Annotated in this window: 20 protein-coding genes and 1 pseudogene; 7 read left to right on the forward strand and 14 right to left on the reverse strand. The window is 63.5% G+C overall.

Annotated elements, in window-relative coordinates; translation table 11 throughout:
* Position 1 precedes the first annotated feature (1 nt).
* Genes BB934_RS16370 through BB934_RS16380 form a run of 3 tightly spaced genes read left to right on the forward strand, consistent with a single transcriptional unit; the run spans position 2 to position 2,940 of the window.
* On the forward strand, positions 2 to 838 hold the full coding sequence (locus BB934_RS16370) for a carbohydrate ABC transporter permease (RefSeq protein WP_099510591.1): 837 nt from the start codon (positions 2 to 4) through the stop codon (positions 836 to 838).
* A complete protein-coding gene (locus BB934_RS16375) occupies positions 835 to 1,746 on the forward strand; it encodes a dihydrodipicolinate synthase family protein (protein WP_099510592.1) in 912 nt (303 codons plus the stop codon). The genes BB934_RS16370 and BB934_RS16375 overlap by 4 nt, the downstream gene beginning before the upstream one ends.
* 6 nt (positions 1,747 to 1,752) lie before the next feature.
* Complete coding sequence (locus BB934_RS16380; protein WP_099510593.1) at positions 1,753 to 2,940, forward strand: mandelate racemase/muconate lactonizing enzyme family protein; 1,188 nt, start codon at positions 1,753 to 1,755, stop codon at positions 2,938 to 2,940.
* A gap of 26 nt (positions 2,941 to 2,966) precedes the next feature.
* Here BB934_RS16380 and BB934_RS16385 read toward each other — a convergent pair whose 3' ends face one another.
* The 11 genes from BB934_RS16385 to BB934_RS16435 form a co-directional block, all read right to left on the reverse strand.
* Positions 2,967 to 3,182, reverse strand: coding sequence for a hypothetical protein (locus tag BB934_RS16385; RefSeq protein WP_099510594.1), 216 nt, complete (start codon positions 3,180 to 3,182; stop codon positions 2,967 to 2,969).
* A 133-nt stretch (positions 3,183 to 3,315) separates the two neighbouring features.
* Positions 3,316 to 4,071: a TerC family protein gene (locus BB934_RS16390; RefSeq protein WP_099510595.1), complete on the reverse strand. Its 756-nt coding sequence runs from the start codon at positions 4,069 to 4,071 to the stop codon at positions 3,316 to 3,318.
* Positions 4,072 to 4,386: 315 nt separating this feature from the next.
* Positions 4,387 to 4,968: a DUF2076 domain-containing protein gene (locus BB934_RS16395; protein WP_099510596.1), complete on the reverse strand. Its 582-nt coding sequence runs from the start codon at positions 4,966 to 4,968 to the stop codon at positions 4,387 to 4,389.
* Positions 4,969 to 5,001: 33 nt separating this feature from the next.
* Entirely contained in the window at positions 5,002 to 5,718 is a 717-nt protein-coding gene (locus BB934_RS16400; protein WP_099510597.1) for a Bax inhibitor-1/YccA family protein, read from the reverse strand.
* A gap of 20 nt (positions 5,719 to 5,738) precedes the next feature.
* Positions 5,739 to 6,500, reverse strand: a complete 762-nt coding sequence (locus tag BB934_RS16405; protein ID WP_210422103.1) for an anti-sigma factor family protein — start codon at positions 6,498 to 6,500, stop codon at positions 5,739 to 5,741.
* A complete protein-coding gene (locus BB934_RS16410; RefSeq protein WP_099510598.1) occupies positions 6,493 to 7,044 on the reverse strand; it encodes a sigma-70 family RNA polymerase sigma factor in 552 nt (183 codons plus the stop codon). The genes BB934_RS16405 and BB934_RS16410 overlap by 8 nt, the downstream gene beginning before the upstream one ends.
* 707 nt (positions 7,045 to 7,751) lie before the next feature.
* The gene (locus tag BB934_RS16415; RefSeq protein WP_099510599.1) at positions 7,752 to 7,961 is read right to left on the reverse strand and encodes a GcrA family cell cycle regulator; all 210 of its coding nucleotides are present in this window, start codon (positions 7,959 to 7,961) and stop codon (positions 7,752 to 7,754) included.
* Positions 7,942 to 8,256, reverse strand: a complete 315-nt coding sequence (locus BB934_RS50920) for a DUF6894 family protein (RefSeq protein WP_099510600.1) — start codon at positions 8,254 to 8,256, stop codon at positions 7,942 to 7,944. Before BB934_RS50920 ends, BB934_RS16415 begins: the two co-directional genes overlap by 20 nt.
* A 153-nt stretch (positions 8,257 to 8,409) precedes the next feature.
* The gene (ligD, locus tag BB934_RS16425; RefSeq protein WP_099510601.1) at positions 8,410 to 10,995 is read right to left on the reverse strand and encodes a DNA ligase D; all 2,586 of its coding nucleotides are present in this window, start codon (positions 10,993 to 10,995) and stop codon (positions 8,410 to 8,412) included.
* 16 nt (positions 10,996 to 11,011) lie between these two features.
* A complete protein-coding gene (ku, locus tag BB934_RS16430) occupies positions 11,012 to 11,905 on the reverse strand; it encodes a non-homologous end joining protein Ku (protein WP_099510602.1) in 894 nt (297 codons plus the stop codon).
* Positions 11,906 to 12,134: 229 nt separating this feature from the next.
* Positions 12,135 to 13,037: a LysR family transcriptional regulator gene (locus BB934_RS16435; RefSeq protein ID WP_099510603.1), complete on the reverse strand. Its 903-nt coding sequence runs from the start codon at positions 13,035 to 13,037 to the stop codon at positions 12,135 to 12,137.
* Positions 13,038 to 13,170: 133 nt separating this feature from the next.
* On the opposite strand from BB934_RS16435, the gene BB934_RS16440 reads away from it, so the two are divergent.
* Positions 13,171 to 14,334: a mandelate racemase/muconate lactonizing enzyme family protein gene (locus tag BB934_RS16440; protein WP_099510604.1), complete on the forward strand. Its 1,164-nt coding sequence runs from the start codon at positions 13,171 to 13,173 to the stop codon at positions 14,332 to 14,334.
* A 78-nt stretch (positions 14,335 to 14,412) separates the two neighbouring features.
* Here the strand turns inward: BB934_RS16440 and BB934_RS16445 are convergent, their stop codons facing one another.
* Entirely contained in the window at positions 14,413 to 15,051 is a 639-nt protein-coding gene (locus BB934_RS16445; RefSeq protein ID WP_099510605.1) for a GntR family transcriptional regulator, read from the reverse strand.
* Positions 15,052 to 15,270: 219 nt separating this feature from the next.
* Between BB934_RS16445 and BB934_RS16450 the strand changes: the two genes are divergently transcribed.
* Positions 15,271 to 16,710: a M20 family metallopeptidase gene (locus BB934_RS16450; protein WP_099512917.1), complete on the forward strand. Its 1,440-nt coding sequence runs from the start codon at positions 15,271 to 15,273 to the stop codon at positions 16,708 to 16,710.
* Between the two features lie 67 nt (positions 16,711 to 16,777).
* Positions 16,778 to 17,635 (forward strand): transporter substrate-binding domain-containing protein, encoded by an 858-nt coding sequence (locus BB934_RS16455; RefSeq protein WP_099510606.1) that lies wholly within the window; start codon positions 16,778 to 16,780, stop codon positions 17,633 to 17,635.
* Between the two features lie 131 nt (positions 17,636 to 17,766).
* Here BB934_RS16455 and galE read toward each other — a convergent pair whose 3' ends face one another.
* Both galE and BB934_RS16465 read right to left on the reverse strand, forming a co-directional pair.
* Positions 17,767 to 18,723 carry a UDP-glucose 4-epimerase GalE gene (galE, locus tag BB934_RS16460; protein ID WP_099510607.1) on the reverse strand — a complete coding sequence of 319 codons (957 nt, stop codon included), beginning with the start codon at positions 18,721 to 18,723 and terminating at the stop codon, positions 17,767 to 17,769.
* An 86-nt stretch (positions 18,724 to 18,809) separates the two neighbouring features.
* Positions 18,810 to 19,726, reverse strand: a pseudogene (locus tag BB934_RS16465) (IS630 family transposase).
* A gap of 247 nt (positions 19,727 to 19,973) precedes the next feature.
* On the opposite strand from BB934_RS16465, the gene BB934_RS16470 reads away from it, so the two are divergent.
* Complete coding sequence (locus BB934_RS16470; protein WP_099510608.1) at positions 19,974 to 20,450, forward strand: MarR family transcriptional regulator; 477 nt, start codon at positions 19,974 to 19,976, stop codon at positions 20,448 to 20,450.
* Positions 20,451 to 20,463 lie beyond the last annotated feature (13 nt).

Consider the following 20,463-nt stretch of genomic DNA (forward strand, 5'->3'; position numbering starts at 1 on the left):
CATGTTCGATCTGTCCAGCACCGTCTCCAAGGTGGTCTTCGGCCTGCTGCTCGCGCTGATCGGCCTCTTCCTGTTCTTCCCGCTATACTGGCTGGTGATCTCCTCGGTGAAATCGAATGGTGAGCTCTACAGCATCATCCCGACGCCGTTCCCGCTGGCGCCGACGCTGACGCATTTCATCAACGCGCTGACGACGGGCAAGCTGCCCATGTATCTCGTCAACAGCCTGATCGCATCGGGGTCGAGCGCCGCGCTCAACACGCTGCTTGCGCTCTATGCCGGCTACAGCTTCGCGAAATACCGCTTCACGGGCCGCCAGCCGGTGATGCTCTTCATGCTCTCCGCTCAGATGTTCCCGTTCGGGCTGCTTCTGATCAGCATCTATCCGCTGATGAGCGAGGTCGGCCTTCTCGATACAAGGATCGGCCTGATCCTGAGCTACATCGTCTTCGCGCTGCCGGTTTCCACCTATATGCTCTACAGCTATTTCTCGCAGGTGCCGGACGAGCTGATCGAGGCGGCGCGGGCGGATGGGGCGAGCGATCTCCGTATCTTCCACACCATCGTCATCCCGATCTCGATTCCACCCATCGTGACGGTGTTCCTGTATTCTTTCATGTGGTCGTGGAACGATCTTCTCTACTCGATGACGCTCATCGTCTCCGACGACAAGCGCACCATCGGGCCAGGCCTGCTCCTCACCTATCTGAACGAGGTCAACTCGGATTGGGGTGGCGCCATGGCCGCTTCGCTCTTAGCATCTGCCCCCATCGTTGCCGCTTTCCTCTTCCTCCAGCGATATTTCATTCAAGGCGTTACGGCAGGAGCTGTTAAATGAAGACCCCGCTTTCCGGTGCATTTCCGGTGCTTCCGACCCCCTTCCGCTCCAACGGGGCCATCGACGAGACCGACTTCATCGCCATCATCCGCTTTGCCCGCGAGAGCGCCGTCGACGGCGTCGTCTATCCCGGTGTGGCGAGCGAGGTGGATACCCTGAGCGAAGAGGAGCGTCGGAGCCAGGTCGATCTGCTCGCAAAGGAGATCGGAAGCCAGATCCCGATCATCATCGGCGCGAGCGATCCCGATCCCGTCATCGCCGCCCGACACGTCGCTCATGCGGCTCGTATCGGCGCCGCTGCGGCGATGGTAATGGCGCCCGGGCATCTCGGCAACTCGATCGAAGCCCAGACCGAGTATTTCCAGCAGGTCGCCGCGGATGCCGGCGTGCCGATCATGCTGCAGAACCAGCCCAAGCCCATCGGCGCCGGGTTGACGCCGGAAGAGGTGGCGGCCGTGGCCTCCGCCGTCGAGATGATCCGCTACATCAAGGAGGAAACGCCTCCCTGCGGCCAGCATCTCACGCGCATCAAGAACGCGGCCGGCAGCTCCGTCGACGCGATCTTCGGCGGTGCCGGCGGGCGCTATGTGATGGATGAGATGGCCCGCGGCGCGGCCGGCACCATGCCGGCCTGCGAGCTCGCCGACATTCATGCCATGATGATGAAATCCTGGCGGGAAGGCGATATCGCCACGGCGCGCAAGCTCTATTCCGCCTCGCTGCCTCTCCTGAACTTCCAGGCGATCTTCCGCATGCACATGACCAAGGAGGTTCTCCGCCGGCGCGGGGTGATCCGCAACACGTTCGTCCGCGGCAAGGGCCCGAAATTCGACGACGGCGATCGCGCCGAGCTGACGCTCCTCCTTCAGGAAGCAGTGCTTCCCTACAAGCATCACCGCCCGGTCTGAACGCCCATGAGCAACTCGGTCGACGCCATCGTCAAGGTCGAAACCTTCATCATCTCGATTCCGCGCGCGGTGCCGTATCTCGGCCCTCTCAAAGAGGGCGAGCGCATCAACGAGCGCGGCTATCTGGTGCGCAAGGGCAACCGCACGATCTATCCCTCGACGGATATGACGCTCCTCATCAAGGTGACGGGCGAGAGCGGGCGTGTCGGCTGGGGCGAATGCTACGGCATCGTGGCGCCCGAGGCGACGAAGGCCATCATCGACGATGTGCTCGGCCCCGTCATCATCGGGCGCGATCCTGCGGATGCGGTCGTGATCCACGAGGATCTCTACGACCTCATGCGGGTCCGCGGATTCTTCGGCGGTTACTATGTCGATGCCCTTGCAGGCGTCGACATCGCGCTCTGGGATCTGGCCGGCAAGAATCTCGGCGTGTCCATCTCCACCCTGCTCGGCGGACGGCGCCATTCCACCATGCCGGCCTATGTCTCGGGCCTGCCGCGCGCCACGTTGCAGGAGCGCTGCGATCTTGCCGTCGAATGGGTCAAGAAGGGCTATCGCGGCATCAAGTTCGCGGCCGTGGTGTCGGACGAAGGCATCGTGCGCGAGATGCTGGCCCTGCGCGAGGCCGTGGGACCGGACATCGATCTCATGGTCGACCTGCACTGGAAGTTCGAGGCGTCGGAAGCGGTGCGCCTGATCCGCCGGCTGGAGGCGTCGAATCTCTACTTTGCCGAGGCGCCCTGCCAGCCGGAGGATCTTGAGGGCCAGGCCCGCGTGGCGCGCGGCATCGGCGTGCCGCTGGCGCTCGGCGAGGAGTGGCGGACGGTCTACGAATACCGGCCGCGGCTCGAGGCCCGCTGCATGGGCGTAATCCAGCCCGAGATCGGCCATACCGGCATCACGGAGTTCATCCAGATCGGCCGGATGGCACAGACCTTCCACATCAACACGATCCCGCATGCCTCGATCAGCGTCGGCATCTTCATGGCGGCGAGCCTCGTGACGTCGTCGGCGCTTCAGCGCGTTCCCTATCACGAGTACCAGCACTCGGTTTTCGACCGCAATCTGGGCTTCACGACGGGCGACATGGGCTGCGCCGATGGGTATTACACGGTGCCGACCGGGCCAGGGCTGGGCGTGGAGCCTAAGGACAATCTGTTCGACTACGTGGTCGCCGAAGGGCGCCGCTGACCGCGCCGGGCATAAGACACCGTCGGTTAGGATTCGCTGTCGCCCGCGTGCCACCGGCTCAACCCTGCACGCCTCTCCAGAGCCTCGACCTGTCGCAGAAGGGCAGTTGCGAGCGCCGCTTCTCGTCGGAAACCGTCGTCCCCGGGATCCCCGCCCAGGCGCAGCTGCATGTCGCGCACCCTCGCTTCGAGGGCCCGCCTGAGCACGGGCAGCTGATCCTTGTCGAGATCGAGAACGATCATGGTGCGTCGCCGTCTGCAGCTTTTATGCTTCGAACGCCGACCCGGTGCAGTCAAGTCCGTTCGTGGCAAATCGACGATCTTGGCGTCGAGCGGCGGAAGAGGGAGGCACCATGCAGATGCCTCCCCGCGCGTCTCAGGGCTTGGGCGCCGTCGTGTCCGCGGGCTTGCGCCGGGACGCACGCCGCGAGAGCATGTTCAGGCCCTCGATCAGCGCCGAGAACGCCATGGCGGCGTAGATGTAGCCCTTCGGCACATGGGCGCCGAAGCCCTCCGCGATCAGCGTCATGCCGATCATCAGCAGGAAGCCCAGCGCCAGCATCACCACCGTCGGATTGTTGTTAATGAAGGTGGCGAGCGGATTGGCGGCGAGAAGCATCACGGTCACCGCGGCAACGACCGCGATCACCATGATCATCACGATATCGGTCATGCCGACCGCCGTGATGATGCTGTCCAGCGAGAAGACGAGGTCGAGCAGCAGGATCTGCGTGATCGCGGCCCCGAAGGTCATGGTCGCCTTGGCGGTGTCGAAGATATCGTCGGCCGGAACTGGGTCGACATTGTGGTGGATCTCCTTCGTCGCCTTCCAGACCAGGAAGAGGCCGCCGCCGATGAGGATCAGGTCGCGCCAGGAGAAGGCGTGACCGAAGAGCGTGAAGATCGGCTCCGTCAGGGTGACGATGATGGCGATGGTGCCGAGCAATCCGAGGCGCAGGATCAGCGCCAGGCCGATGCCGATGCGGCGGGCTTTCGAGCGCTGGTGCTCGGGCAGCTTGTTGGTGAGGATCGAGATGAAGATCAGGTTGTCGATGCCGAGCACCACCTCCATCACGACCAGGGTGGCGAGCGCCACCAGGGCCGTCGGATCGGAAAGCCAGGAGAAGTCCATTCAGATGTTCCTTTCAGTCCGGAGGTCGGACGAAATCGGTTCGGTCAGCGGATTGGGGGAAAATGTCTTGTCGGCTCGGCACTCCATCGCCGTGGACGGCGAGAATGCGCATGGCCGGGAGCATGGAGCAGCCTTCATGGTGAGGTCTTGCCTTCAGGTCTGTACCAGCCGATAGCCTAAAGTGCGTCTTGATCCCGGGATAGTGTCCGGAGGGGAGAGCCGGTGGCGCGGCCCCGTCGGTTTGCAGAGAGCATTCCAATTCATGGCAAGTTTGGGGCTGGACGCCCATCGGCATCCAGCCCCGTCGTTCACGGCTCAAGCCTCGTCGAAGCCGAAATCGTCGCCGCCGGCATCCTCGGCAGCCGCCTGCTGCGGCTCCGCCTGGCTGGACTCGGCGGTCTTCGCGTTATCGCCACCGGAGAAGGCACCGGCGATCATGTTGCCGAGGACCACGCCGCCCGCAACGCCCATGGCCGTCTGGGCCGCACCGGCCAGGAAGCCGCCGCCTCCGCGTTGCGGCATCATACCCTGCGGATGGCCGCCGGGAGCGCCGCCCCAGGGACCGGATGGCGGCCCCGGTTTCATCATCGGGGTAGGCTGTGGCGCGCGGCGCTGCTGCTGGGCGCCTCCGCCGAAGAGGCCGGAGAGAAAGCCGCCTCCGCCGGCCGGGCGGCTGGCGAGGTCGTGCTCGAGTTGCTGGATACGGTCCTGGGCGGCGTTCAGGGCCTGCTCCTGCACCACGATGGTCTGGGCCATGTAGTATGGCGCGTTCGGCTGCTGATTGATCTGCGAGCGGATGAATTCCGCCGCCTGCGCATCCGGCGCCGTCGACTGGCGCTCGACCTGCGAGATCTTCCCGAAGAGCTGTTCGATGGCCTGACGATCCTGATGGTCCATGAAAATCGATCCCTTTCTGGCAATGGATTCTGATTATTCCTCCCGCTGGCCCGTGAGGCTGAGCAGGAGCTGGAAGATATTGACGAAGTTCAGATAGAGGGACAGCGCGCCGAACACCGCCATCTTGCTGTTGGCCTCTTGTCCGTAACCTTCGGAATATTGTTCCTTGATCGACTGCGTGTCGTAGGCGGTGAGGCCCGTGAACACGAGCACGCCGATGATCGAGATCGCGAACTGCAGCAGGCTCGAGCCGACGAAGATGTTGACCAGCGAGGCGATGATGACACCGATCAGGCCCATGATCAGGAACGAGCCGAACTTCGACAGGTCGCGCTTGGTCGTGTAGCCGTAGAGGCTGGTCGCGCCGAACATGGTCGCGGTGATGAAGAAGGTGCGGGCGATGCTGGTACCCGTGAACACCAGGAACACGGAAGCCAGCGACAGGCCCATCACGGCGCAGAAGGCCCAGAAGGCCATCTGAGCGCTCGCCGCCGTCATGGCGTGCATGCGAAACGAGAAGAAGAACACGAAGGCGAGCGGCGCCAGCATCACAGCCCATTTGAGCGGCGTCTGGAACAGCGGCACATAAAGCGCCGGGGTCGAGGCGACGAAGAAGGCGACAAGCCCGGTCACCACCAGGCCGATGCCCATGTAGTTGTAGACCCGCAGCATGTGCTGGCGCAGGCCCTCGTCGAAGATGGCGCCGCTGGGGCGGGCAGTGGCTGTCTGCCAGGCATAGGGTGAGTTCATCGGTGGTCCTCCTGTTGGGTTTACTGAAGCTTGCGGGACAGCTGGATCGCTGCCCGTTCGATGGTCTTGTCGCTGCCGGAGCCGGTCAGGGCATAGGCGAGCGGGCCCGTCTGCCAGTAGGCAGCCGTCGCGCCGTCGAAACGGGCGAGCGTCGGGGCGATGACGTTGAAGACCGGCACGCGGGCCGCGAAGAGCGACATGCGCCCGAGATCTCCGGCATCGATGGCGATCTCGACGCTGTGACCGTCCCGGGACGGGAACACCTGCGCATCGAGCACGCGCCATTCCTTCGGCAGGGACGGAAGCAAGATGCCGGTTTCGGACAGGATCTCGGCGGGATCGTACGCGGCTGTCTGCGGCTGGGAGGCCATGCGGGCGCGGAGCTGCGCCGTTTCATGCGAATGCAGGGCATCCTCGACGAAGGCGGGCGGCGTGGGCGAGGCCTCGCTGTCCGTAATGCCAAGTCCGACCTGTCCATGGGCGAACCAGCCGAACCCGATCAGGGCGGCGACGGCGGCGATCCGGCGGAGCTTCAGGCCGATCCCCTGCCACACAAGACCGCGTTCCAGCCGGCGGGCGGCATGAAGCATGGTTTCCGAGGGGCGCGGCAGCGGGGCGGCAAAAGCCAGCCGGAGGGCGTCGCGGTCCTTCAGGTCTGCCATGACCTGCATGGCCGCTTCCGGATGATGGGCCAGATAGTCCTCGACCTCGATCCGCCTCGCGGCATCGAGCTGATCGTCCACATAGGCGAGGAGATCGGCTTCGGTGATGGGATCAGACATCGGATCCTCCGATGATGCGCAAGTTGGGCCTGGGGCCGCTCTGGGACGTCTGTGCGGGAGAGCTTCCGGCCTCGTAGGCGCGCAGGGCGGCACGAGCCCGTCCGAGCCGAGACATCAGCGTTCCGATCGGAACGCCGAGAGCCGTGGCTGCCTCCTGGTAGGAAAGGCCCTCGACCGCCACGAGGTGCAGCGCCGCCCGCTGGTCGTCGGGCAGGCTCATGAAGGCAGCCTGGATCTGCTGGAGCCGGATCCGGCTTTCCTGTTCGGCAGGAACGGCTGTCTCGATCGTGGCGGCAGCCTGTTCGAGGCGCCGGGCTTCCGCCAGATGCCGGCGGCGGCCATCGATGAACGTGTTGTGCATGATCGAGAGCAGCCAGCCGCGCAGGTTTCCGCCTGCGCGGAAGGAGCCCTGCCGCTCATAGGCGCGCACGAGCGCATCCTGCACCAGATCCTCCGCCTGGGTCTCGTCGCGGGTCAGCGATCGCGCATAGCGGCGCAGCGGGCCGAGCAGGCCGATGACATCCGTGCGCTTCGTATCGTTCATGACAGGTATACGAAGCTCGGCGCGATCTTCATCCGCACCCGTGCCGGAATTTTTCGATCCCTCCGCCTTCATGTCGATTTGTGGCGCGCATGGGCGGCAAGCGAGCGGCGACGATCGCCGGGAGCGAGATTTCTTCGAGAGGTGGAATCCATGGTCGGATCCTCCCGTTGCTGTCGCGCTCGTGGGCGCAAGGGCAAGAGAAGGCGTCCGACATCGCGAGCGGCGACCCGCTCGCCAGAGGGGCCCGGACCCTAAGGTACAGCTGAGGTGGGAGTGGCGCGTTCGCGATGCAATGGCGGCGTCGCGGTTTCTGCCGGCCAAAGCATCGGGCTCACTTTTGGGTCCGATGCTCCATTCTTTGAAGAGCGCATCGTTGAACGCGGACCTCTGGGTCCGCACGATGCGCTAGGAAACTGTTGCGGGAGAGATACAGCCCAAAAAGAAAGGCGGCTATGCCGCCTGTTTGTACTTGCCGCTTTTTGGAGCAAGAAGTATCTTTTTGCAATGCAGCACGGCAATTGGCGTTGCCGTCCTGCCGCCCTTTCTAGGGCGTTTCCTCCCTAAACTTCGGGCCGCTTTCGTGAGCGGCCCTTTTTCTTGGCGAGAGAGTATTCACCCATCGCCACTTGGGCAACAGTTAAACTGCGGAAAGCCCTTACGCCAAAAGTCGTAGATAGACGCGCAACAGAACGGCCTGAAGGCAATCCCTAAGCGCCGGCCGAGCCCGCACGCACTCCGTGAATGTCTGAGGGACGCCGTTTCCGATCCGGCGGATAAGCCAGAGCCCGATGGGCGGTGCAGTAGGAGCAGCCCGCCAGCGCGGTGTCGCCGCAAAACAAGGTGGCGGAACCGGCCGCGACAGGCCATCGGCAGGAATCCGTCGACAGGTCCAGAAGGCTAACAGACTGGATTGTCATTCATCCCTCCTCGAAGGATCAGCCGCCTGGCTGAATTGGAATAACCTGAGATCGTTTTCCATTCCTGATCGGCCCATGAGGTCTGCGGAAACGGCACGATGTCAACCTGCTCGCCGAATTCGTTATGAATGCACACCATCCAGCGGCGCCAATCGGCCGCGATCAGAAGTTCGGCCATGAGTCGCCGGGCCACGGCCTCAGCCTGCCTTTGGGTGTCTCCGTCGGCGCGAAGAGATCGACCGCGACGATCCAGGATCAGGTCCCTGCCGTCCGTGCAATGAAAATGATAACGCATCGCTGTGTTCCCGCACGTCTGGCCGGCGAGGCTCGCCCTTCACCGAGTCTGCAACGTTGTTCGGAGGCAAAAGGGTCGAAGCGATTGTGGTCGGCTGGCGCCTTATCCCCGTTTTCCACTGGATTCACATCCAATCCTCCATCCGGCACGGACCTAACCGCGCTTTCGAGAACGTCCCTTCCGTTGCGGTAATCCCTGATCCAGCTCCGGAAGATCGGCCCAGGGATCGCTTTTCAGATGGGCGAGACGGGTCGGCAGGTTCGCGACGGTAAAATGGTCCGGACGCATGGACGCCGAGAGCTCGCTCCAGGCCAGCGGTGTCGACACCGGAGCACCTGAGCGGGCGCGTGTGGAGTAAGGCGCGACGGCTGTCGCGCCACGCCCGTTGCGCAGATAGTCGACGAAGATCTTTCCCGCACGGGCACGCTTGGACATGGTGGCGACGTATCGGTCCGGACTGTCGCCGGCCATGGTTTCAGCAAGGGATTGCGCGAAGGACTTCACCTCGTCCCAGCCGGCCTTGGGCCGGAGCGGAGCGACAAGATGCAATCCCTTGCCGCCGGTCGTCTTGACGAAGCTCTCCAGGCCCGCATTGCCAAGCCGCTCCCTTACCTCCAGTGCAGCGTCGATCAGAGCGGTCCAAGGCACGTCCTCCGCCGGATCGAGGTCCATGACGATCCGATCCGGTGTCTCCGGATTTTCCATGGACGAGCCCCAGGCATGAATCTCGAGGACACCCGATTGCACCAGTGCGATCAGGCCCTCCAGATCGTCGATGAACAAGGTGTCCTCGCCGTCTATGGCCCGATGCTGCACGGCCTTGCTCATGCCGTTCCAGGCATGCTTCTGGAAAAAGCAGGAACCTTCGATTCCGGATGGGCAGCGGACCAGGGAGAGGGGGCGGTTCGCGACATGCGGCAGGATCCACTCGGCGATATCCGCGTAGTAATCGGCCAGTCCCTGCTTGGTGAGCCCCGTATCCGGCCAGAGCATCCGGTCCGGGTGGGTGAGATTGAAGGACGATAGTGCCGGGGCGTTCGCGCGAGACAGCGCGGATTTCGCGGTCTCCCGAACGATCTCGCTCGGGTCCTTGTCTTCCCTGAGGCCTTTATAGGAGGCGTGACGGAGGATGCCGTCAGTGGTCCATCCTCGAAACTCGACCTCGGCCACCAGTTCGGGCTTCACCCAGCGAACGCCGCGAGCCGCGTCCCGCGACAGCGCTGCCGAGAACGGGGAGGCGGGCCGCTTCAACCGTTCGAGGTCGGTCCAGAGGTCGCGCGCGAGCGTTGCGGAGAAGCCGGTCCCGACGCGCCCTACATGGACGAGACGCTTGTCCTCGTAGACGCCGAGAACGAGCGAACCGATCGCCTTCGGCGAAACACTCGAGGGCACATAACCCGCGATGACGAATTCCTGGCGCTGCGTGCATTTGGTTTTCTGCCAATGCATGCCGCGACTGGCGAGATAGGGCCTGTCGCGATGTTTCGAGACGATGCCTTCCAGGCCCAGGCGGCAGGCATGGCGGATCATGGTTTCGCCGTCGCCCTCGAGATGCGAGCTGTAGCGCAGGATCCCGCCTGCCGGCGCATCCTCCAGCAGCGTCGCCAGAAAGGTTTTCCGCTCGATGAGAGGCAATTTCGTCAGATCGTATCCGTCGAGATAGAGAAGGTCGAATGCATTGAAGACCATCCGGTCGGTCCGACCCGATTTCAGGTCGGCCTGCAGGGACGCGAAGCTCGAGAGCCCGGTCTTGTCCTCGACGACGAGCTCGCCATCGAGGAGAGCCGAGCCGAGCTTCAGGTCCCGGAGGGCGGCGGCAACGGGCTTGAATTTCGCCGTCCAGTCGAGGCCTTTGCGGGTGAGGAGCTTGACGTTCTTGCCGTCGATCCGCGCCTGCAGACGATAGCCGTCGAACTTGATCTCGTGGATCCATTCGTCCCCATGGGGAGCCTCATCGACCAGGGTTGCGAGACTGGGCTCGATGAAGGTTCGCAGCAGTCCTTTGCGCGCCTTCGGCATGCGAGCCAGTTCGGGAACGGGCCTCGGCTTCGTGCCTGCAGCCTTCGCGCGCTCCGCGTGATCCGACCTGATTTCATCCGACGCGGCCAGATCGCCGTTTGTCTTACCTGACAGGATAGACGTCAGTTCGACGGATACGATCTCCGGTTCATCTTTGGGCTTCGCATATTCATCGTCGCTCTTGATCAGGAGCCATTGCTCCTTGCTCTCGCGAGGCTTCGCACGCATGCGCACGAGGTGCCACCGCCCGTTGAGCCGCTGCCCTGCCAATTCGAATTCGAGATGCCCCTTCGCATATCCTCGATGGGGATCGCCGATCGGCGTCCAGGTTCCCGTGTCCCAGACGATCATCGTTCCGCCGCCATACTCGCCGCGCGGGATGCCGCCTTCGAAGGTCAGATACTCGATGGGATGGTCTTCCGTATGGACTGCGAGACGCTTCTCGCCTGAAACAAGGCTCGGGCCTCTCGTCACGGCCCAGCTTTTCAAGACCCCGTCGAGCTCGAGCCGTAGGTCGAAATGCAGGCGGCGCGCATCGTGCCTCTGAATGCAGAAACGGTCGGCCTGCCGCCGAACGGTCTTGCCTTTCGGTTCAGGAGTTGCCGCGAAGTTTCGCTTCGCCGCGTATGCCTTGAGCGGAGCGGAGCGCCGTGCAGGATCGGCGGCACTGCGTCGCGAGGCGGTTTTACCCGAGGTTGCAGGCTTCTTTGCGCGAGCCATCGAGGGGACTTAACTCTCAGCTTGCCTTCCGAGTCTGGCCGCGCGCTCGCGCCGGGGTTTTGCGGCTCGCCGACTTGGCAGGAGTGCGACGGGCGCTCGTCTTCTGCACCGTCTTCTTCGCCTTGCCGGCAGGCCGATCCGCATCGACGCTTTTGCGCAGCGCATCCATGAGATTGACGACGTTGGAGGGCTTGGGGGCTTGCGGCGTTTTCGGAGTGGGGCCGCCCTGCTTCGATTGGATCAGGTCGACGACGGCCTTCTCATAACGATCCTCGAATTGCGACGGATCGAAATCGGCGGCCTTGGTCTCGATGATGTGCCCGGCAAGGTTCTTCATCTCGGCAGGCAGCTTCAGGTCGGGGATGCTCTCGAAATAGGCGTCCTCGCCGCGGACCTCGTAAGGATAGCGCAGCAACGTCGCCACGATTCCTTTGCCTAAGGGTTCGAGCAGGATCATTCGCTCGCGGCGGGCCATGACGACGCGGGCGATGCCCGCACGGCCTTTCTCCTGCATGGCATCGCGGATGACGGCGAACGCCTCCTGCGCGACCTTGTCGTCCGGCGCGATGTAGTACGGAGTATCGAGGTATCGTTCGTCCACCTGATCGCGCGGTACGAAGCTCTTGATATCGATCGTGTGGGTGCTCTCGATCCGGATGGCTTCGAGTTCCTCATCTTCCATGATGATGAAGGAGCCCTTGCCGATCTCGTAACCTTTGACCTGCTGATCGGATTCGACAACTTCTCCGGTCTCTGCATCGATGAATTGGCGCTTTACCCTGTTTCCGGTCTCCCTATTGAGAGTATGGAAGCGGACTCTCTCCGATGCCGAGGTCGCCGGATACAGTGCGACGGCGCAGGAAACCAGAGATAACTTCAAGTATCCCTTCCAATTTGCGCGCGGCGCCATGATAAACTCCTGAAAACTACTTGAATCCCAGAGTCGTTTCGACTCTCAGCCGAGTCGAACGGCCCCGGGTTCGACTCAAACGCGACTCTTGGACGAGTCGTTCCGAATCATTTTCGACTCTCAACTCAATGGCGAATACTTGCGGGGACTCTCCGGTAGAGTGGCGGCTCGGCGGAATTTCTGACGGCTTGGGGCGCGTTGCTGACGGTGTCCGAGCTTGGCCGGCAGGTCACGCCGGCGGAGACCCGATGCGCTCCCATAGCTCGTCGGCAGCATGGTTGCGGCAATCGGGGGATCTGAAAAGGCGGATCTCGACCGGGATGTCGAGGCTTTCGGGCGCGGCGCGCACGAGACGGCCCCGTGCGAGATCCTCCTCGGCCAAGCCGAGGGGAAGCCAGGCGAGACCATGCCCTTCCCGGGCCATCGTCATCAGCGTTGCGGCAAGATGCGAGGTGAAGACGGTTTCCAGCTTGATCGTTTCGTCGCCTGCTTGGTGCGCCGCGAGGATGCGGCCAAGGCCAGAGGCTTGGCTGTAGGCGAGGAGCGGCATCGGGCTCGATGCCTCGCCCAGGAGCGACCAGCGGGGCCGACCGTCCGGATCCGGCGCGCAGACCGGGATCAGGATGTCCGCCCCGATGGATATGCTCTCGAAGCGGCCAGCCTCGAACCGTGTCGGAGCCTCTGGGTGGTGGTGGCAGAGCAGGAAATGTACCTCGCCGGCCAGCATGATCTGCTCGCAGGCTTCCAGGCTGTCCGAGATCAGGTTGAGAGCGCCGAGCGCCTCGAACCGCATGTGCCGGCGGATCCAGCCGGGAAAGAAGGTGAAGGAGAGAGCGTGGGTCGCTGCGATGGCGAGGGCGCCCGTTGCACGCTCGCCCACGGTTCGGGTCTCGCGGCGGACGCGCTGCAGGCTGCGCAGCAGATCCTCGGCCAGGGGCTGGAAATGAATGCCGGCCGGTGTCAGGCCCGCACCCTGGGCGCCCCGCACGAAGAGCGGCGTGCCGATCCAGTCCTCCAGGGCACGGATGCGCCGGCTGAAAGCCGGCTGCGTTACATTTCGCACCTCCGCCGCGCGGGAGAAATTCCTCTGCTCGGCCAGTGCGAGAAAATCCTTGAGCCAGTCGAGGTCCATACCGATGCCGATGACGCATGACGCGAACCGATCTTGGCATTGGCCAGACGGCGGCGTCCAGGGGTATCGCGTTGCCAGAGAAAGCGAGGTCGCGTGTGACTCTCGCCAATAGCATCACGTCAAGGGAGTTCCCATGCGCATCGTCGACGTCCGCGAAATCACCCAGCCGATCGCATCACCGATCCGCAACGCCTATATCGACTTCTCGAAGATGACCACGAGCTTGGTTGCCGTGGTGACCGACGTGGTTCGCGACGGGCGTCGCGTCGTCGGCTACGGCTTCAACTCGAATGGCCGCTACGGCCAGGGTGGCCTGATCCGCGAGCGCTTCCGCGACCGCATCCTGGAGGCCGCTCCCGAGAGCCTGCTCGACGAGGGCGGCAATAACCTTGATCCGCACAAGATCTGGGCCACGATGATGAAGAACGAGAAGCCCGGCGGCCACGGCGAGCGTTCGGTGGCGGTGGGCACTCTCGACATGGCGATCTGGGACGCCACGGCCAAGATCGCCGGCAAGCCCTTGTTCCGCCTGCTGGCCGAGCGCCAGGGCCGGGAGGCCAACCCGAAGGTCTTCGTCTATGCGGCCGGCGGCTATTATTATCCGGGCAAGGATGACAGCGCGCTGCGAGCCGAAATGCGCAGCTATCTCGATCGCGGCTACAACGTCGTGAAGATGAAGATCGGCGGCGCGTCGATTGCAGAGGATCAGCGCCGCATCGAGGCGGTGCTCGCCGAGATCGGGTCCCAGGCGCAGCTCGCGGTCGACGCGAATGGGCGCTTCGATCTCGAAACCGCCATCGCCTACGCCAAGATGCTGCGCAACTACCCGCTCTTCTGGTACGAGGAGGTGGGCGATCCGCTCGACTATGCGCTCCAGGCAGCGCTTTCCGAATTCTATCCCGGCCCGATGGCGACAGGCGAGAACCTGTTCTCGCACCAGGATGCCCGCAACCTGCTGCGCCATGGCGGCATGCGGCCGGACCGCGATTGGCTGCAATTCGATTGCGCTCTGTCGTACGGCCTCGTGGAATATCTGCGCACGCTCGATGTGCTGGCACAGTTCGGCTGGTCGCCGTCGCGGTGCATTCCCCATGGCGGTCACCAGATGTCGCTCAATATTGCGGCCGGTCTCGGTCTCGGCGGCAACGAAAGCTATCCGGATCTCTTCCAGCCCTATGGCGGCTTCCCGGACAGCGTGCGCGTCGAGGACGGCCACATCGTCATGCCAGAATTGCCCGGCATCGGCTTCGAAGGCAAGTCGGACCTGATCAAGGTCATGCGCGAGCTGGCGGAGTAACACGAAACCGATCGGCGCGAATTTAGCGGATCCGGCCGATGCCACCGATCGGCCGGAACGCGATCATGCTCTACATCCTCATTGACGCTGCGGCTGGCGGATATGCGTGGCGATGATGTCCTTCAGTCGCGCGGCATCCCCAGCGGCGAGCGCGTCTACCATATCATGATGCTCGCGGCTCGATTGCTCGACGCGCGCCCGCGTGCTCCATTGCCCCGCCAATGCTGATGACGTTCGGCCGCGAAGCTCCGTGACGAGGTTGAGCAGCTCCGGGTTGGGGCACAACCCGAGAAGCTCGCGATGGAAGGCGAGATTGGCCTCGTATTGGTCGAGGATCGTCCCGGTGAGGATCGTCTCGTCGAACCGCCGGGCCAGGTTGCGGATGCGCTCGATTGTGGCGGGTGTCGACTGCGCGACGATGCTGTCGACCGCTGCCGTTTCCAGGATGACGCGAAGCTCGAGGATATGGGCCGTGCGGTCGCCGTCCGGCAGGAAGACGTGGTACCCGCGGTTGGGGACGTGCTGCACCAGGCGCTTCTGGGCAAGGTAGTCCAAGGCGCGCCGCACCTCCGGCCGTCCGCATCCGTAGCGTTGCTCCAGATCGATCTGCTTCAGCCACATGCCCGGCACGAAGGCGCCGGATCTGACGTCGCGGGCAATGTGGTCCGCGACCGCCATCCAGGCTTTCTTCTGCTCTGCATTCGTCATCGTGTCCATGGCCGATACTTTATATCCATTGAAGCCGGCGGCTCCAGGGGCGGCCCGCCTAGGAAGGCAGGCTGAGGGTCGCTTGTAAAACCGATCGACAGAAGCCCCCTTGCGCCCTTCTTCCGAACGTGCATCATATTGGCACCAATTTTGGCAAACATCCAGTCGAGTTGTTCCCGATGCCTTCGGCCAGGGAGGGGACGGCTGTAAGGTTTGGGAGGTCCCATCGTGTCCGCAAAGAATTCCTCGGAAATCTGGGACTTGGTCGAAGCCAAGCGCGAGGCCTTCTTCGCCCTCAGCGACCGGGTCTGGGAGATGCCCGAGCTCAATTTCGAGGAGCACCGGTCCTGCGCCGAGCACGCGACGATGCTGGAACAGCAAGGCTTCCGGGTCTCGCTCGGGGTCGCCGGCATGCCGACGGCCGTGATGGGCGAAGCGGGCGAGGGCGGACCTGTGATCGCCATCCTGGGTGAGTACGACGCCCTGCCGGGCCTCAGCCAGCAGGCAGGAACAGCCGAGCAGAAGCCGGTCGTCGCGGGCGGCAACGGGCATGGCTGCGGGCACAATCTGCTCGGAAGCGGTTCCCTCATGGCGGCCACGGCGGTGAAGGACTATCTCGCGGCTCACGGGCTCAAAGGGCGTGTACGCTATTATGGCTGCCCGGCCGAGGAGGGCGGTTCCGCCAAGGGCTTCATGGTGCGGGCCGGCGTGTTCGACGACGTCGATATCGCGATCTCCTGGCACCCGGCGCCGTTTGCCGGCGTCAACAACCCGATCTCTCTCGCCTGCAACGAGATCAACTTCCACTTCAGCGGCCGCGCCTCCCACGCTGCGGCCTCGCCTCATCTCGGGCGCAGCGCGCTCGATGCGGTGGAGCTGATGAATGTGGGCGTCAACTACATGCGCGAGCATATGCCGAGCACGGCCCGGATCCACTACGCGGTCACCGATGCCGGCGGGTCGGCTCCGAACGTGGTGCAGGCCAACGCGACGGTGCGCTATCTCATCCGCGCCCGCGATCTGCCGGAGATGCAGGGCCTGCTGCGCCGGGTGAAGAAGATCGCCGAGGGTGCGGCGCTGATGACGGAAACGAGTGTGCGCAGCGAGATCGTCAGCGGCGATGCCAATCTCGTCGGCAACACGCCGCTCGAGCAGCTGATGCATCAGAACCTCGAACGGCTCGGGCCTCCGATTTTCGACGAGCAGGACCGGGCTTTCGCCGCGGAGATCCAGAAAACGCTGACCGACGAGGATATCAAATCCTCCTTCGCCCGGTTCGGCATGAAGCCGCGCATGAATGTTCCGCTCTGCGACACGATCTTCCCGCCGGAAAGCGGCGACGGAACCCTCGTCGGCTCCACGGATGTGGGCACCGTCAGCTGGGTGGTGCCCACCGTTCAGATGCGCGGTGCCACCTACGCCATCGGAACGCCGGGCCATTCCTGGCAGCTGGTCGCCCAGGGCAAAGCGCCTGCGGCCCATAAGGGGATGGAACATGCCGCCAAGGTCATGGCCGGCACGGCCATCGATCTCCTTCTCGATCCGACCTTGATCGATGCCGCCAAAGTCGATTTCCGCGAGCGGCTCGCGGGCACCCCCTTCGTCAATCCGATTCCGGACGATGTGAATCCGCCGGTCTCGGACGAGGCGGCACGTATCGCGTCCTGACACATCGATCTCGAACACTCACCCGCGAACGCCATCGGCGTCCGAAACAATCAACAGAGGGTATCCCATGAAGACCATCGGCAAGATTCTCGCACTCGCGCTCACCGGAGCGACGCTCGCGCTCGGATCGGGCGCCATCGCGCAGGAAAAGACCTGGACCAAGGTTCGCATCGCGACGGAGGGCGCCTTCGCGCCATGGAACTTCACCAAGCCGGACGGCACGCTCGACGGCTTCGAGATCGACCTCTACAAGGATCTCTGCAAGCGCATGAAGGTCGAGTGCACGATCGAGGCACAGTCCTTCGACGGCATCATCCCGGCGCTGAACGCCGGCAAGTTCGACGCGATCATGGCCGGCATGTCGGCGACCGCCAAGCGCGAAGAGGTGATGGCCTTCACCCAGGCCTACGGCACGACCGGCCAGACCTTCGCGGTGCTGAAGACCGGCCCGCTTGCGACCATGCCCCTGAACGCCAAGGTCTTTTCGCTGGCAACCAACGAAGCGGGTGCCGCCGCCGCCGTGGAAGAGCTGAAGCCGGTTCTGAAGGGCAAGACCATCGGCGTGCAGGGCTCGTCGATCGCGGCGAACTTCCTCGACAAGTATTTCAAAGGTACGGCAGAGATCCGCGAGTACAAGACCACCGAGCAGCACGATCTCGATCTCACCGCAGGCCGGATCGATGCCATCATGGCGTCGACCGCCTACCTGTCCGGCTCGGCCGCGAAAAGCGGCAACGAGGAAATGACCCTCGTCGGACCGCGCTTCCAGGGCGGCATGCTCGGTCGCGGCAGCTCGGTCGGCTTGCGCAAGACCGATCCGGAGCTGAAGGCACTGTTCGACAAGGCCATCACCGAAGCGAAGGCCGATGGGACCATCGAGAAGCTCTCGATGAAGTATTTTGGGTTCGACGTCACGCCGCGCTGAGCGGCATGACAAACTGACAGCTAAACGTACGTCTCCATCGCGGCGCCGGAGTGAAGACAACTCCGGCGCCGCGATGCGTTTGGAGCTGTGTGCTATGCCGCCTGCGTCATGCGCTCCTTCAGGGACGCTTCTCAGGCGAGCGCGTGAGCGATGATGGCCTCGAGATCGTCCAGAGCGGGTTTCCATCCAAGCGTTTGCTGAATTCGCTCAGCTCCCGCGATCAGCATCGCCGGATCGTCCGCGCGCCGGTCCTGCAGGCGTGTTTCGAAGTCGACGCCGGAAACCCGCTTTACCGCCTCGATGACCTGCAGCACGGAATAGCCGCGGCTGTAGTCGCAATTGAGAGTCGTTCTTGCCCCACCAACTCGCAGATAGTCGAGCGCGAGCACGTGGGCATGTGCGAGATCCGAGACGTGGATATAGTCCCGCAGGCAGGTTCCATCGGGCGTCGGATAATCCGTTCCGAACACATCGAGATGGCTGCGTTCGCCGAGAGCCGCCTGCGTCGCAACCTTGATCAGGTGCGTCGCCCGCTGGCTGGACTGCCCGCTGCGGCCTTGCAGATCGGCGCCCGCCACATTGAAGTAACGCAGCACCACATAGTTCAGCGGATGGGCAGCGACCGTGTCGCGCAGCATCAACTCGGTCATGAGCTTCGAGGTGCCATAGGGCGAGACCGGATTGAGAGGCGAGGTTTCCCGGATCGGGTTTTCCTTGGCATCGCCATAGACCGCCGCCGTCGACGAGAAGATGAACCGGCCGACCTTATTGCGGATGGCGGTCCGGATCAGGGCGTGCGATTTCACCGTATTGTTGAAATAATAGCCCAGGGGATCGGTGACGGAATCCGGCACGACGATCGAGCCTGCAAAATGCGCGACGGCATCGATGCTGTGCTCCTGGATAATCTCGGCAACAAGGCCCTCGTCACCGCAATCCCCCTTGATGAAATGCGCCTTGGCATAAACCAGCCACAGAAACCCGGTGCTCAGATTGTCGAGCACGACGACGCTCTGGCCGGCATCGACCAGGGCGAGAACCATATGACTTCCGATATAGCCGGCACCGCCGGTCACCAATACGGTCATGCTTCGCCACCATCACGGGCAGTATCATGAATAACTATGTTGCAGACCCGTGATTGAATTTATTGATCTGGTCCTCATTGACTTGATCATGCGGCGTAGCGGACGGACTTGTGGCTGAAATAGCTTCGGACGCGCGCGGGCGATTTCGACAGCCGGCGCATGTGGCGGACAGTGGCCCGCTTGAGCTGCTGTTTGCTGCGCGCGGGCGCCTGGCGGGTAACAACCTGCTTCAGGTCGGCGTTCAGGCCCTCCTCGGGGTTCAGCTCCGGACTGTAGGCCGGCAGGTAGAAGACCTCGATCTTCGCCCGATGCGCGGTGAGCCAGTCGCGGACCCGGGCGGCCCGATGCACCCGCAGCCGGTCCAGGATCAGGAGAACCTTGCGCTTTGCATCGCGGATCAGGCGGTGCAGGAAGCGGATCAAGGTTGCGGCGTTCACCGCCGCGTCGACAATCATCCAGCGCAATGCGCCGCGATTGCTCACCGCCGCAATCAGGCTCAGCCCGGCGCGCCGGTGGCAGACCCGGATCACCGGCGTCCGGCCCCGGGGCGCATAGCCGCGGCCGGGTTCTGCTCGTAAGCACGCCGGAGCGGCTTCTGCGCGGTGAAGCCCCAGCGCGCCAGATACTTGCCCACGGTTCGCACGGCCAGCGCAATCCCACAGCGCTGCCAGATCACCGCACGCACCGCCATTCGGCTCCACAGGGCGAACGGCAGGTCCAGCTCGTCCGGGGTGTGCCGGCAGATCAGGCGCCGAATCTCGGCCTCCTGAGCGGCATCCAGCAGTCGCTGCTCATCCGGCTTGCGCCCGCGTGGCTTGCTCACCAGCCCCGGCGCGCCCTCGGCCGCAAACCGCCGGCAAATGTCGAACACCCCGGTTGGCGACAGCCCAACCTGGGCCGCGATCGCCCGGTCAGTCAGCCCGCGCTCCCGGAGCCCAATGACTTGCCGCCGGCGCTCCTCTTGAGCCGCGGCCGGCAGCTTGCGCATGTCCACGTGCTTCATGCCGATCAAGCTGGAGCCAACCAAGACCCTTTCAAGACAATGAGGGCCGGATCAATAATTCGAATTTCGAACTATTTTTTATTCACAAATCATGGGAAAGAAGATGCGAGATCCATTCGACGTCTTGACGGCCGGATCTGGGCGGGAATCTGACAATGGAGAGCTTCGAGACGCTGATGTGCCCCAGCCCGCTTCGGCAAGAGACACAGCATCCTGGACCTCAGCGTCTAGTCAGGGATTGCCTCGCATGGACACCTCCGGGGTTACGCATATCGACATCGTACGCGCCATTGAGCGCCTGCATCGGCGTTCCCTCGACCTGATCCGAGCCGACCTGCTCCAGGCGGGTGTCGACGATCTAAGCCCATCCCAGGTGATGATGCTGTTCACGATCGGACCAGGCGAGTTGTCGGTTCGGGACCTCATCGAGCGTGGCTATTATCTGGGGTCGAATGCCTCATACAGCCTGAAGCGTCTCGTCGAGGCAGACTATATCATCCGAACCGCGTCTGAGCGTGACCGACGCTCGGCCCGCATTCGCCTGTCGGGAAAGGGGCGTCAGCTCTGCGATCTCATTCGACAGATCGACAAGGGTTATTACAAGCTCGTCGCCCGGAATGACGAGGAAGAGCGCGAATTGGAATCCACGTTCCGAACGTTGAAGAGGCTGGAGCAGGCATGGAGCAGCGCCCTGCGCTATCGGGAACCTCCATCGGATGAATGACGCTGTCGCCGAC

It is taken from the genome of Microvirga ossetica (genome assembly GCF_002741015.1).
In the GTDB taxonomy this organism is placed as follows: domain Bacteria; phylum Pseudomonadota; class Alphaproteobacteria; order Rhizobiales; family Beijerinckiaceae; genus Microvirga; species Microvirga ossetica.